The sequence below is a fragment of the Caulobacter sp. Root1472 genome (assembly GCF_001426985.1).
Classification (GTDB): Bacteria; Pseudomonadota; Alphaproteobacteria; order Caulobacterales; family Caulobacteraceae; genus Caulobacter; species Caulobacter rhizosphaerae.
This window is the reverse complement of sequence record NZ_LMFX01000013.1, coordinates 37,650-51,271: the sequence shown is the minus strand read 5'-3', so window position 1 is coordinate 51,271 and position 13,622 is coordinate 37,650. Positions and strand designations below refer to the sequence as shown.

General features: G+C 68.9%; 7 protein-coding genes. 1 reads left to right on the top strand and 6 read right to left on the bottom strand.

What is annotated here, in order from left to right; genetic code table 11:
* The first annotated feature begins 69 nt into the window (after nucleotides 1-69).
* On the top strand, nucleotides 70-1,029 hold the full coding sequence (locus tag ASD47_RS11040; RefSeq protein ID WP_056755856.1) for a bifunctional helix-turn-helix transcriptional regulator/GNAT family N-acetyltransferase: 960 nt from the start codon (nucleotides 70-72) through the stop codon (nucleotides 1,027-1,029).
* Nucleotides 1,030-1,051: 22 nt separating this feature from the next.
* Here the strand turns inward: ASD47_RS11040 and ybaK are convergent, their stop codons facing one another.
* From ybaK to ASD47_RS11010, 6 genes are all read right to left on the bottom strand, one after another.
* Nucleotides 1,052-1,525 (bottom strand): Cys-tRNA(Pro) deacylase, encoded by a 474-nt coding sequence (gene ybaK / locus ASD47_RS11035; protein ID WP_056755852.1) that lies wholly within the window; start codon nucleotides 1,523-1,525, stop codon nucleotides 1,052-1,054.
* A gap of 176 nt (nucleotides 1,526-1,701) precedes the next feature.
* Nucleotides 1,702-4,173: an exo 1,3/1,4-beta-D-glucan glucohydrolase gene (locus ASD47_RS11030; RefSeq protein ID WP_056755849.1), complete on the bottom strand. Its 2,472-nt coding sequence runs from the start codon at nucleotides 4,171-4,173 to the stop codon at nucleotides 1,702-1,704.
* Between the two features lie 371 nt (nucleotides 4,174-4,544).
* Nucleotides 4,545-6,050, bottom strand: coding sequence for a tryptophan halogenase family protein (locus ASD47_RS11025; RefSeq protein ID WP_056755846.1), 1,506 nt, complete (start codon nucleotides 6,048-6,050; stop codon nucleotides 4,545-4,547).
* Nucleotides 6,051-6,226: 176 nt separating this feature from the next.
* Nucleotides 6,227-9,172, bottom strand: coding sequence for a TonB-dependent receptor (locus ASD47_RS11020; RefSeq protein WP_056755842.1), 2,946 nt, complete (start codon nucleotides 9,170-9,172; stop codon nucleotides 6,227-6,229).
* A 213-nt stretch (nucleotides 9,173-9,385) separates the two neighbouring features.
* Nucleotides 9,386-10,123, bottom strand: a complete 738-nt coding sequence (locus ASD47_RS11015; protein WP_056755839.1) for an SGNH/GDSL hydrolase family protein — start codon at nucleotides 10,121-10,123, stop codon at nucleotides 9,386-9,388.
* Nucleotides 10,123-13,569, bottom strand: a complete 3,447-nt coding sequence (locus tag ASD47_RS11010) for a LamG-like jellyroll fold domain-containing protein (protein WP_200945253.1) — start codon at nucleotides 13,567-13,569, stop codon at nucleotides 10,123-10,125. The genes ASD47_RS11015 and ASD47_RS11010 overlap by 1 nt, the downstream gene beginning before the upstream one ends.
* Nucleotides 13,570-13,622: the final 53 nt, after the last annotated feature.

Genomic DNA, 13,622 nt, shown 5'->3' with positions numbered 1-13,622 from the left:
GCGCCGCCGCTGCTTGCTCCAGCCCGCTTAGGCAGTTATATATAGCGCGCTATATTGATGAGGCGCGCGATGACTCCAGACACCCTCGCCGACCTTGGGCCGGCCTTTCTCGGCAGCCGGCTCAAGCGGCTGTCCGACCGCCTCCAGGCGGAAGCGACGGCCGTTCTCCAGGCGCACGACCTGCCGATCCAGCCCGCACAGCAGGTGCTGCTGGCGGCGCTGAAGCAGGACGGCGCCCTGACAATCGGCGCCCTGGCTCAGCGCCTGCGACTCAGCCAGCCGACCATCACCCGCACCGTGCAGGGCCTGGTGGACCAGGGCCTGGTCGCGGTTAGCCGCGGGGCGCGCGACCTGCGCCACAAGACCCTATCGCTGACCGAGGACGGTGCGCGGGTGATCGGCGCGGCCCAGCGGGAGATCTGGCCCCGGGTCGCGGCGGCCGTGACCGAGCTTTGCGACGGCGGCGAGCAGGCGTTGCTCGACCAGATTTCGGCCTTGGAGGCGCGGCTCGACGCCAGGTCGCTGGTCGATCGCGTGACCGCGGCGCGCGGCCTGACGGTCCGCGAGTTCTCCGACGACCTGGCCGGAGCCTTCTACGCGATCAACGCCGCCTGGATTTCGCAGATGTTCACGCTGGAGGAAAACGACGTCACCCTGCTGGAGAACCCGCGCGCGCTGATCGTCGACAAGGGCGGGGCGGTGCTGTTCGCCCAGACCCCGGACCTCGGCGTGGTGGGGACCTGCGCGATCATGCGGATGAAGGACGGCTGGTTCGAGCTGACCAAGATGGGCGTCCTGGAAGCGGCGCGGGGCCGCAAGGTCGGCGAGTTCCTGCTGGCGGCGGCGCTCGAGCGGGCCGAGGCCATGGGCGTGGCCGACCGGCTGTACCTGCTGACCAACCGCAAGTGCGCGGCAGCCATCCACCTCTACGAGAAGCTCGGCTTCCAGCACGACGCCGAGATCATGGCGTTGTTCGGCGGCCGCTACGAGCGCTGCGACGTGGCGATGCGGTACTGGCCCGCTTCATGAATTCGTTGGCCGGAGAGGCGGATCAGGAAGACACCTGGGCCGCCGCCGCCTTCAGAACCGCCTTGGCGGCGTTGGGATCCAGCCTCACCTGCAGGCCGCGCTGGCCGCCGTTGATATAGACGTAGGTCTCGGCCAGGGCGTCGGCCTCGATCACCGCCGGCAGCGGCTTGCGCTGCCCGAACGGGCTGATGCCGCCGACCTTGTAGCCGCTGATCCGCTCGGCGTCGGCCGGCTTCATCATCTGGGCCGACTTGCCGCCGGCCGCCGCCGCCAGCTTTTTCATCGCCACCTCGCGGTCCGAGGGGACGATGACCAGCATCGGCTTGCCGTCGACCAGGGCCATCAGGGTCTTGAGCACTCGGCCAGGGTCCTCGCCCAGGGCCGCCGCCGCGGCCAGGCCGATGCTGTCGGCGTCCGGATCGTAGTCGTAGGCATGGACCGTGAACTCGACCCCGGCCTTGGTCAGGGCGAGGGTGGCGGGCGTGGTGCGGGACATGGCGCGAGTATAGCCAAGCCGGGCTAAGCGGGGCCAGACCCCTGTGTTGCTGGCGCCGTCCAACGCCGTGCGTGGTCCTCTTCCTTCGACAAGCTCAGGATGAGGGCCATTTGGAGCCTAGCCCTAGAAACCTCATCCTGAGCCTGTCGAAGAAGGTTTCATTTCCGAGCAGCGTCCTAGTTCGGGCAGACAGCGTCGCCCTCGTTCGACGCGAGTCGCACCTCGGTCAGGGACAGCGAGAACGGCCCGCTGGCGCCGACCACGAACGGCGCGGTGACATGGTCCATCTTCGCCCCGGCCGCCTGGAAGCAGGACAGCTTGATCTTCACGTCCCGCCATTCGTTCAGCGGCGCTTCCTTGACGGCGGAGGTGACGTCGATCGTCCCGGCGCACGAGGCGTCGTCGGCGCAGCCGATGCTCAAGGTCACCGGACCGGTCGGAGCCGCGTCGATCCGGTAACGGACGCTCACCGCCATGTCGCCGGTGGTCTGGCGCGACAGGTCGACCGGCGGGCCGTGGATGGCCACCATGCCCTGCCCGGTCCAGGTCGCTTGGCGGGCGTTCTCCTGGGCCCCGGCGTCGATCGCCTTGACCGAACCGGCGCCCACGAAGTCCATCCGCCACGGCGCCGCCACTCGGCCGTCGACGAAGTAGCGGTCGACGCTGCCGGCCGCCGCCACCTTGCCCGGGTCCTCGGGCAGGACGCCGACCTTGCCCGGCTTGGCGTAGGACAGGCCGTAGCCATAGACGAACTGCGGGTCGTAGCCCGGCTGGCCGCGGTTCAGCGGCCCCTGGTCGGCTCGCTTGGGCCAGGAAAAGCCGAGCTTGCCCTGGAAATCGCGCTTGGGCTTGCCGTCCTGGCCGGCCACCAGCACGTCGGCGACGCCGCCGCCCTCGCTGCCCGGCAGCCAGGCGGCGACGAAGGCGTCCGAGGCGTTGATCTCGGGGTTCACCCACAGGGGACGGCCCGACAGGAACACCGACACCACCGGAATGCCCTGCGCCTTCAACCGCTTGAGCAGGGCCAGGTCGGCCTTGTCGCCCAGCTGGTAGCCGAGATTGGTCACGTCGCCCTGGAACTCGGCGTAGGGGTCCTCGCCAAACACCACGATGGCCACGTCCGGCTTGGTGGCGAACTTGCCGTCGGGCGCCAGCTCCGCCTGGCCGCCGGCGGCCTTCACCGCCTGCTCGATCCCGCCCCAGATCGACTGGCCGTGCGGGAAGTCGCTGTTCTTGTTGCCCGTGCCCTGCCAGGTCAGGGTCCAGCCCCCCGAGGCCTTGCCGATGTCGTCGGCGGCGCCGGCCACCAGCACCTTGGCGCCCGGCTTGACCGGCAGCACGCCGTCGTTCTTCAGCAGCACCAGCGACTTGGCCACCGCCTCGCGGGCGATCGCGCGGTGCTCGGGCGCGCCCAGGCGATCGAAGCGGCCCTGGACGGTGGGCGCGACGCGCTCGAACAGCCCCGCCTTGACCTTGACCCGCAGGATCCGCCGCACGGCGTCGTCCAGCCGCGCCATCGGGATCTCGCCCGCCTTCACCTGGGCCAGGGTGCTGTCGTAAAGGCCCTTCCAGCTGTCGGGGGCCATGTACATGTCGAGCCCGGCGTTCATCGCCTGCGGGCAGCTGGTGTTGGTGCAGCCGGCGAGCTGTCCGTGGGCGTTCCAGTCGCTGACCACGAAGCCCTGAAAGCCCATCCGCCCCTTCAGCACGTCGGTCAGCAGGCTCTTGTTGCCCGTGATCTTCTGGCCGTTCCAGCTGGAGAACGAGGCCATCACAGTCAGGATGCCGGCGTCGATGCTGGGCGGATAGCCCTGGGCGTGGATGGCGACGAGCTCGGCCTCGGGGATCTGGGCGTCGCCCTGGTCCTTGCCCCCTTCGGTGCCGCCGTCGGCCAGGAAGTGCTTGGCCGATCCAGCGATGTGGCCCGCAGCCAGGGGCTGGCCGGATTTGAGAGTCCCCTGCAGGCCCAGGGTCATGGGGCCCGAATAGGATTTCACCACCTCTGGGTCCTCGGCATAGCCCTCGTAGCTGCGGCCCCAGCGGTCGTCGCGCGGCACGGCGACCGTAGGCCCGAAAGTCCAGTCGCCGCCGACCACCGCCACCTCCTCGGCCGTCGCCTGGCCGATGCGGCCGATCAGGGCCGGGTCGCGCATGGCGCCCAGGCCGATATTGTGCGGGAAGATCGTCGCCCCGACGATGTTGTTATGTCCGTGCACGGCGTCGATGCCGAACAGCAGGGGAATGGGGACATGACCCGGCCGGGCGGCCAGCGACTGCTTGCGGTAGGCGTCGATCAGGTCGGTCCAGGCCTGGGGCGGAGCGCGGTCATTGCCGCCCGGGGCCGAGTTGCCGCCAGCGAGGATCGAGCCGAGCGGGTACTTTTCCAGGTCCTTGGGCGTCATCGAGGCGATGTCGCCCTGGATGGTCTGGCCGACCTTTTCCTCGACGCTCATCTTAGCCACCAGCTCACCGATGAAGGCCTCGGTCCTGGCGTCGGTGATCGCCGCCGGACTGGCCGCGACGGGCCATTGATCGGGATGGGCGGTGCTGGATTGGGCGAAGGCCGGGATGCTCGCCAGACTGGCCGAGGCGACGATGGTCGAGGCGAGCAGGGCCGAGATCGCAAGGCGACGGGAGCGGACGGTCATTCAACACCTTCGGGAAGCGGCCCGAACGACGCGGGCGCGGGCGAACATTGCGCGGCAAAGAACCGGCGCGACGGGGAGAACATCGTCGCGCCGGAGTTTGGAGAGCCCCCGATGACAGGGGATCCAGGCGCGCCGTCGCCGGAGGGTCGGACGAGGCGCGTCGTCCCCGCCGGCAGGTCGGCGCTGGAACGGGACGAATCGAAATGGAGCGGACGCCGCTCGCCATCGGGCGCGCGGGCGGTGCGTGGGTGTTTCCTTCCCTGAAGCGGAGGCTGGCGCCCCTCTGACGGCGAAACCTCAACACAGATTGACAGCGCTGTCTAGATAGGCTGTGAGCGGTACCCGACCATTGGACTTGGAGGATATCATGTTCAGGCGGCGCTGCGGCGGACGATGGCCGCCAGCGCGGCTTCGTGGGTGGGGCTCTGGGCCACGACCGCAGCGATCCGCGCGGTCAGTTCGGGCAGGACGGCCCGCACCTGCTGGAAATTCGACGCATCGACCAGCGGGTCATAGGCCTTGGGCGTCACCCCCATCCCCTCGAAGATGTAGAACCACGAAAGGTCGGTGAACAGCTCGCCCGGCTTGGCGTCGACCCGGCCACAGGCGCGGTACAGCTCCAGCCGCTCGGCCAGGCGATCGGGCAGCGGCGCGGCCGTTCGGTCGCGCCAGAACGCCGTGTCGTCGCGGGCCGTCACGCAATAGTGCAGCAGGATGAAGTCGCGATAGGTCTCGTACTCGTCGGCCAGGGCGCGGTTGTAGGCGGCGATGTTGACCGAGGCGAAGTCGCGGTCGGGGAAGTGGTCCAGCAGCTTGTAGAGGCCGCTGCACACCAGGTGGATGCTGGTGGATTCCAGGGGCTCCAGGAAACCGGACGCCAGGCCCAGGGCCACGCAGTTGCGGCTCCACATCGTCTTGCGGCGCCCCGCGGTGAAGCTCAGCTTGCGCGGCTCGGCCAGGGGCTGGCCGATCGCCGACAGCAGTTCGTCCTGGGCCGCGCCGTCGTCGATGAAGGCGCTGGAATAGACATAGCCGTTGCCCACCCGGTGCTGCAGCGGGATCCGCCAGCGCCAGCCGGCGTCCATGGCCACGGCCTGGGTATAGGGCGGCGGCGGACCGGCATGGGCGGTGGGCGCGGCCAGGGCGCGGTCGCAGGGCAGCCAGCGCGTCCAGTCCTCGTAGCCGGCGCCCAGGGCCTGTTCGATCAGCAGGCCGCGGAAGCCCGAGCAGTCGATATAGAGGTCGGCCGCCAGCTCGCCGCCGCCCTTCAGCGCCAGGGCCTCGATGAAGCCGTCGTCGCGCAGCTTCGCCTCGGCCACCTCGCGCTCCAGCCGCCGCACGCCGCGGCGCTCGGCGTGGTCACGCAGGAAGCGGGCGACCAGCACCGCGTCGAAATGCAGGGCCTGGCGCAGGCCGGCCAGCGGCCCGGGGACGCGGGGATCGGGATGGGCCAGCCGGCCGGCGTCGCCCAGGGCGGCGGCCAGGCTGAACTGCGACACCGTCGGGTCCAGCCCCTGAACTCGCGCCTTATGGAAGACGTGGTGGAAGGGCCGACGATCGATCGACACGCCGAACGTCCCGAACGGATGCCAGTAGCTGTCGCCGATCGCGCGCCAGTCATCGAACTTGATGCCCAGCTTGAACGTGGCCTGGGCAGCCGGGATGAAGGCGTCGAGATCGACCTCGATCAGCTTCAGGAAGTCGAAAATCGGCGGGATGGTCGCCTCGCCGACCCCCACCGTGCCGATATCGGGCGACTCGACCAGGGTGATGGCGCAGCCCGTGCCGCGCAAAGTCTGGCTCAGCAGGCAAGCCGCCATCCAGCCGGCCGTGCCGCCGCCGACGATGGCGATCGAGCGGATGGACCTGTCGCTCATGACGTCCTCCCGAAACGAGAGAAGAAGCGGCGCCGGCCGCTGGGGACCGGCCGGCGCCGGGCGCTCGGCGGGCGACGGGGGATGAGCCGCCGCCACGCCGGGGAACCTTCGCCCGACCGGCCGAAGGTTCCAACTCAAATCCTCGGAGCGCGCCGGACGGTGCGCCCCGGTCCGGCCTACATGCCGAACTTGAACCGGGCGCCCAGCACCACCCGACGGTCGCCGGTGGCGTAGCGGAACGGCAGGTTTTCCCATTGCAGGTAGCGGCCGCTGTCTTCCTTGGTCAGGTTGATGCCTTCCAGCACCACCTTGATCTGGTCGTTGACCGCGTAGCCGATCTGACCGTCCAGCTGGCCATAGGCTCGCTCCCAGGTGCCCAGCGAGTGGGTGTCCGCCCCCGAACCGAAGGCGAAGTTGCCCTGGTAGCTCTTGTCGCGCCAGGCATAGGACAGGCGCGCCTCGAAGCCGTGCGCCTCGTAATAGCCCTGGATGTTGAACGCGTGCTTGGCCACGCCTGGGATCGGCAGGTTGTCCTGGTAGTCGTTGGCGTTGGACGACTTGGAGTCCGAGTAGGTGTAGTTGGCCGTAAAGCCCAGGCCGTTGGCGAACGCGTACTGCGCGGCCAGTTCGACGCCCTTGATCTCGCCGCCCTCACCGTTCACCGGCTGGGTGAAGATCCCGGCCGTGGCGCCTTCCACCGAACCGTCGGCCACCGTCCGCGAGACCGTGTCGGTCTGGATGAACGAGTCGACGTTCTTGTAGAAGACCGCGGCCGACAGCAGGCCTTGCGTGCCGAAGTAGCGCTCATAGGCCGCGTCGAACTGCGAGGCGCGGTAGGGGTCCAGCTCCGGATTGCCGCCGCTGCCGTTGGTGTAGAGGAAGCGGTTGAGGTTCGGGCCCGGGGTCGAGCTGCGGGTGAAGTTGTAGCTGGAGCCCGTGCCCAGCTGGAACAGGTTCTGACGCGACATGACGCGGGCCGCCGAGACGCGGACCTTGTCGCTGTCGGTGACGTCGAACACGCCGCTGAAGCTGGGCAGAACGTCGGTGTAGGAGCGCGAGGTGGTGATGTGCTCCGGATTGGAGATCACCCCGTTCCAGCTGTCGGTGCCGTAGTAGTTGGGCACGGTCGGCGTGGCGCTGGAGTCGATCGTCAGTTCGGTCTTCACCACCCGGACGCCGGCGTTCAGGTGATAGCGGTCCTCGACGGAGCCCGCGTCGGCCATCATGTAGCCGGTCGTGGTCTTTTCCTTGACGTTGAACGACTGGATCGGGTCCCGGTAGTACTTGAACGGCGTCGACGGATAGAGCGCCGACAGCCATTGGACCGGGTTCTTCATCTGGTCGCGGTTCTGGAACAGGGCCGAGATGCCGCCGACGGTCAGCAGTTCGAAGCGTTCCGGATTGCTGGCCGCCGTCTGGTACGGCGTGATCAGGGCCGGGGACGCACCGAAGCGGCCGTCGTCGGTGGCGGTCTGGCCGCAGTTCGGACGGCCCGGCGTGCCGGCCGGCAGGCCGCACGACTTGTAGCCGATGGCGCCGTCCTGGAAGTAGCCCAGCGGCGTCCAGTCCTGGCCCAGAGCCTGGCCGTTCAGCTCGCCCTTGCCCGAATAGTCGGCCAGCAGCAGCAGGAAGTCGGAGTCGACCTTGCGCTCGGCGTAGCGGGCGCCGGCGCTGATCACCAGATTGCCGTTCTCGCCGAATTCCGGACGGTACTTGAAGTCGATCCGGGCCGAGGTGTTGTCGATGCCGGTCCGTTCGCCGAACACCCAGTGCGACTTGGCGAAGACGCTGCTGGGGGTGGTGAACTGGCTCGGATTGGCCGGGGTGAAGGTCGGGTTGTCGCCGTTGGTATAGGTGTAGGTGAAGGTCGCCGGCGCGGTGGCGTTGGGCACCAGGCCCGCGGCCGTGCCGTTGCGCACGGTGTACTGGGTGTAGCGGACGTCGTTGTTGCCGCTGTCGCTGACATAGTCGCTGGTCGAATAGGCCGCCCGGACACTGCCGGTCAGGCGGCCGCCGTTGTCCCAGTTCAGCCCGACCTGGAAGTTGTCGGTCTTGGCCTCGGCGTTCTGCACGTACGAGGTGCCTTCGGCCGAGTTGGCGGTGACCGTGCCGGTCTGCAGGACGCCGTTGGTGTCCTTGGTGAAGCCGGCCGCCGAATAGTTGGCGTTCTCGTTGGCAAACGGGAACTTGATCGAGGCCTCGGAGGTCAGGATCTTCAGGTCGGAGTGGAACCAGTCGCCGGTCAGCTGCAGCGAGTCGGTCAGGGCGAAGTCGAGGTTCACCGAGGCGCCCAGGCGCTTGCGTTCCTGGTCGCGATAGGTGGCGTAGCGGTACTCCGGCGACCAGACGTCGACCGTGCCCGCGCCTTGCGGACGGTCCTCGAAGGCCCAGCCGCCGCGGTTCTCGCCGGCCAGCACGTCGGTATGGCTGTCGGTTTTGTCATACGAGATCGTGCCCAGCACGGCGAAGCGGTCGCTGAACTTGTGGCCCAGCACCAGCGAGCCGGTGGGGGTCCAGTCGGTGCCCGAGCCCTTCTGACCGCGGATGTCGCCGGCGATGGTGGTGTCGTCGGCCAGGTCGCGGGCGTTGCGGGTCTTCAGGTTGATGATGCCGCCCAGGCCGCCTTCCAGCAGCGAGGCGTCGGGCGACTTGTAGACGTCGACGCCGCCGATCAGCTGCGAGGGGATGCCTTCCAGCGAGTTGTCCTGGGTGATCTTGCCTTCATAGAGGCGGAAGATCTCCAGGCCGCTGACGAAGATCTCGTTGTTCAGCACCGTGACGTTCTGGTCGAGGCCCCGGATGCGGACCTTGGTGCCCTGGCCGTTCTCGCGGTCGATCTGCACGCCCGGCAGGCGCTGCAGCGACTCGGCGATGTTCTGGTCGGGGAACTTGCCCATGTCCTCGGCGGTCACCGACTCGATGATCAGGTTCGAGTTCTTCTTCAGATTCAGCGCGTTCGCCAGCGAGGCCCGGAAGCCGGTGACGATGACCTCGTCAACCTGGGATGGTTCCTCGTTCTGGGCCGGCGCGGCCTGGGCCAGGGCCTGGCCGGCGCTCAGCAGCACCATGGCCGAGGCGGCGCAGAGCAGAGCCGTGCGCGATCGGTAAGACTTTGTCGTCATTTAGCATTCCCCTGATGTGCGGCAGCAGTTCTCAGCCTCGATCAGCGGAGCCGAACGAGCCAAGACGCGGAGTTTTGAGGGATGCGTGCGCATCCTCCCGTGGACTTCCGGCTTTTTATGAGGCGCCGGTAGCTTCAACCTATGGACAACCGACAGCGCTGTCAACTTGGGACAACAGAATTTCGGAGGGAATTTGTCGGTGCAGATTTCAGGTCACGCCCGGACCAGGGCCGACGCGATCGCCGCCAGGGTGACGGGCTCCACCGCCGCGTAGCCCTCGCCGGTGGGGTGGACCCCGTCGTAGGCCAGGCCCGGCTTCATGCCGCCAGCCCCGTCGTCCAGCACCGCGGTATAGTCGGCCAGCACCGCCCCGCGCTCGGCCGCATAGGCCTTCAGCCAAGCGTTCAGGGCGCGGACCTTGGCCACCGGACCCAGGCCGGGCCGCCAAGGAAAGTCCAACGCCGGCATGACGGTGGCCAGGATCACGGCGACGCCATTGGCCTGGGCCAGGGTGGTCATGGCCTGCAGATTGGCCTGGGTGGCGGCCAGGTCGTAGGGCCCGGCGTTCTGGGCGATGTCGTTGATCCCCGCCAGGATGTGCACGGCGGCCGGCTTCAGGGCGACCACGTCGGGCCAGAACCGCACCAGCATCTGGGCGGTCACCTGGCCGCCGATGCCGCGCCCGAGAAAGCCGTTGTCGGTGAAAAAGGCCGGATGCTTGTCACGCCAGCCCTGGGTGATCGAGTCGCCGATGAACACTACCCGCCGGCGTTCGGCCGGCAGGTCGCGATCGACGGCGTTCTCGGCGGCGTAGCGTTGCAGGAACGGCCAGTCGGTGCGCAGCCGCAGGTCCTCCGGGCTCGGCGCCGGCGGGGCCGTGGCGGTCTGGGCCAGGGCCAGGCCAGGCACGGCCGCGAGCCCGCCCGCCAGCAGGGAGCGACGATCCAGCATCAGCGTACCTCCGTCTTGGCGGGGACCAGGTTCCAGCCCCGCAGTTCGACCCTCGCGCCCGCCCTCGCGTCGCCCGGATAGCGGATCTCCACCGTCCGGCGCTCGCCCGGCAGCAGCGAGACGTAGTTGTCGGCATAGTAGGCGGGCAAGATCCGCGCGCCCTTGGCGTCGAGCAGGGTCAGCTTTCCGTTCAGGGCCGGAGCCACGCCGGTGTTGACCAGGGTCACGGTGACTACGGTCTCGGCGCCCGCCTTGGCGTCGGCGGCGGTGATCGACACCGCCTGGGCCGCCATGGCCGACAGCTTGCGCTCGCCCTCGGCGTCCTTGGCGACCCAGTAGAGGTTGCTCGACAACGGCGCGCTGTCGGCGGCGGTCAGGTCCAGCCGCACCACCACCGCGCCGCCTTGGGCCAGCGGGCCCGACAGGTCCAGCGTCTCGCCCAGCGCCACGCCGTTGGCCGGGGCGTCGATTCGCCAGGTCCGCTCGGCCAGCGGCTTGCCGTCCAGGCCCACCACCCGGGCGCGCAGAGCCGCGCCCGAAATCGGCGCGAGGCCGTTGTTGACCACGGCCAGCCGATGGTCGGCCAGGCTCATCTGGACGTGGACGGGCTCGGCGGCCTTCTGGGTTCCGTAATAGGCCGCGTGGGTGTCGTAGTCGTGGCTGAGGATCTGCCACATCGTGCTGGGCCAGGCCGGCTGGGTCATCCACAGCAGGCGGCCCGACGACTTCGTCCACAGCTCCTGGTTCATGCCCTCGAAGATCGCCCTGTGGGTCTCGTAGTTCATCAGCTGGGCCTTGCGCTCGAAGTCCTCCAGGCTGGTGGCGGGGCCCAGCTTGGCGGCCATGGCGTCGAGGAAGGTCTTGGTGTCGCCGTTCCCGGTCGGATGCCAGTCGTGATAGGCCCAGACGTCGCTGATCGGCCAACGGTCGGGCGCGGGCACGGCGGCCTCGAAGGCCTCCAGGGTCGGGAACGACGGCGTGCCCACCTCGACCGAGAAGCCCTTGGCGTGCTCGGTGAAATAGGTCTCCGGCTCGCGGTAGTTATAGGGCCCGCTGTTCTGCAGGTTCACCCGGTTGGAGCTGCCGGTGTACCAGCGCGTGCCGTCCAGGTCGTGGACCAGGGCCTCCAGCCCCTCATTGAGAATCGGCTGCGGCACGCCCTCGTTGCGGCCGAACCACAGGGCGATCGAAGGGTGGTTGCGATAGCGGCTGATCACGTCGGCGGCGTTCTTCAGGAACAGCGGCACGTCCTGCGGCTCCAGCTGGAAGTCCTGGGTCGAGGCCCAGAAGTCGTTCAGCACCAGCAGGCCGTACTCGTCGGCCAGGTCGTAGAAGACGTCCTCGGTGTTCTGCCCGACCCAGTTGCGAATGACGTTGAGGTGGGCGTCCTTGTGCAGGCGGAAATAGGGCTCCAGCCGCTCGCGCGACACCCGCTTGCGCCAGTCGTCCGTGCCCCAGTTGCCGCCGCGCGCGGCGATCTTCACGCCATTGACCTTGATCACCAGATAGGGCGTCAGGCCGGCGTCGGGCACATCGCGGACCGCCGGGGAGGTTTCGCCAACCTTGGTCAGCGACGTCGCCCAGCCGTCGGTCACCTTGCGGATGCCTTCGTGGCTGCCGTCGGTGATGTCCTGGCCCAGCTGCCGGGCCTTGGCGTAATCGACCTCGACGCGCCGCAGCTCGCCGTGCGTGTCCATCAGCGACAGCTCGTAGGTCATCTGTCGCAGGCCGATGCGGCTGTCCTTCTGATCGGAGACCTTGCCGTCGACGCTGGCCAGCAGGCGCAGGCCGTACAAGGTCTGGGCGCCGTAGCCGTTGGGCCACCAGAGCCTGGGGTTCCGGATCGACAGCTGCGGGAAGTCGGCGGGGGTGAACACCACCTTGGCCTGGCCGGGCGCGACGGTGACGGTCTTCTCGACGGCGACGGTGTCGAAGGCGGCGCGGACCGTCGCCTGGACCGGGGCGTCCGTCAGGTTCTCGACCGGCACGGCGATCTCGACCTCGGCGACGCTGTTGTCAGCTTTCGGCAGGGTCGTAACGACATGGCTGTCGCCGATCCGCACCGGGCCGGTCGAACGCAGCACCACGTCCTGCCACAGGCCGGCGTTGCGGTCGCGGACGCTGGGGATCCAGTCCCAGCCCTCGCTGGCGATGAAGGTCGGACCGTCCAGGGCCTGCATGCCGCCGTTCTCGCCGACCCCGGCGGTCAGGGACTCCTCGTGAGCCAGGCCCGGATGCGGCGGCGGCGAGATCCTGACCGCGACGACGTTGGCCGCGCCGGGCTTCAGCTTGCCGGTGACGTCGAACTGGCCGCGGATGAACGCGCCCTTCAGCTGGCCCAGCTTCTCGCCGTTCAGCCAGACCTCGGCGGCATAGTTGATCCCCTTGAAGACCAACTGCTGGTGGCGGCCCTCCTGGCCGGCGGGGGCGACGAACTCGCTGCGGTACCAGTAGTCCTGCTTGTTCAAGCTCTCTGGAATGGCCGCGTTGTTCAGGCCGTAGTCCGGGTCCGGATAGACGCCGCGGTCGACCAGGGTGGTCAGCACCGTTCCGGGAACCGTGGCCGCGTACCAGGATTTGGCGTCATAGCCAGCTTTTGACAGCGCTGTCTCAGCATCTATGACCTTCGGCGCTTCGGCCAGCGACCAGCGCTTCAGGACCCACGCCTCAGCGCCTTCCGCGCCCGGCGCGGCGACCAGGGCGGGGCCGGCATAGGGGGCGACGGCGACCGGCTTGGAGAACGGGGCCTTGCTCTTCGGGCGCGTCCAGGCGTCCTGCGGCGACACCTGGCCGTACATCTGGCGCACCTGCACCGGCCAGATCGGGCTGCCGGGCTCGTACACGGTCAGGTCGGGGTCGGGCTTGGTCGAGGCCAGGGTCTTCAGGGCCGCGGCGGCCAAGGCCGAGGCCTGGACCGTGAAGCCCGCCACCTTGCCGCCGAACGGCGCCGTCCCGGCCAGCTTGCGCGGACCCAGCTGGACGGTGGCGGCCGAAGCAACCGGCGTCGCCGGCCCTTCGGCGACCTTGGTCCCGTCGACATAGAGCGTGACCGTCGTTCCGTCCGACACCGCCGCCACATGGCTCCAGGTCCCCGGCTTCAGCGCCGTCGCGCCCTTGACCGCGGATGCTCCGGCCCAGACGGCCGGCGCGCCGTCTTCCAGCCCGATGAAGCGACCGCCGCTGGCCGGGTCGCCGATCCCGGCCACGACCACCCGCCCGGCCGAGGCCGCCGATGGCGCGATCCAGCCCTGCAGCGACCAGGGTCCCTCGGCCGGCAACAGATTTCCGGCCAGCGGCTTGGACAAGCCGTCGCCGCCGCGCGGCAGGTCGGCGTTGTAGGGGCCGTAGACGGACGATGTCTGGGCGGCGGCCGGCAGGGCGACCAGGACGGCGCAGGTCGCCAGCAGCGACAGGCGCAGCATCCGGCGGGCGAACTTGGTTTTCATGTCTTTCCTCCTCGGATCGGCCTCTTCGGGCCCTTGTTTGTCTTCTGGGTTGT

Excerpts from the sequence above, each read along its gene's own strand:
- ASD47_RS11040 (WP_056755856.1), top strand. The coding sequence starts at position 70 with ATGACTCCAGACACCCTCGCCGACCTTGGGCCGGCCTTTCTCGGCAGC.
- ybaK (WP_056755852.1), bottom strand. The coding sequence starts at position 1,525 with ATGTCCCGCACCACGCCCGCCACCCTCGCCCTGACCAAGGCCGGGGTC.
- ASD47_RS11030 (WP_056755849.1), bottom strand. The coding sequence starts at position 4,173 with ATGACCGTCCGCTCCCGTCGCCTTGCGATCTCGGCCCTGCTCGCCTCG.
- ASD47_RS11025 (WP_056755846.1), bottom strand. The coding sequence starts at position 6,050 with ATGAGCGACAGGTCCATCCGCTCGATCGCCATCGTCGGCGGCGGCACG.
- ASD47_RS11020 (WP_056755842.1), bottom strand. The coding sequence starts at position 9,172 with ATGACGACAAAGTCTTACCGATCGCGCACGGCTCTGCTCTGCGCCGCC.
- ASD47_RS11015 (WP_056755839.1), bottom strand. The coding sequence starts at position 10,123 with ATGCTGGATCGTCGCTCCCTGCTGGCGGGCGGGCTCGCGGCCGTGCCT.
- ASD47_RS11010 (WP_200945253.1), bottom strand. The coding sequence starts at position 13,569 with ATGAAAACCAAGTTCGCCCGCCGGATGCTGCGCCTGTCGCTGCTGGCG.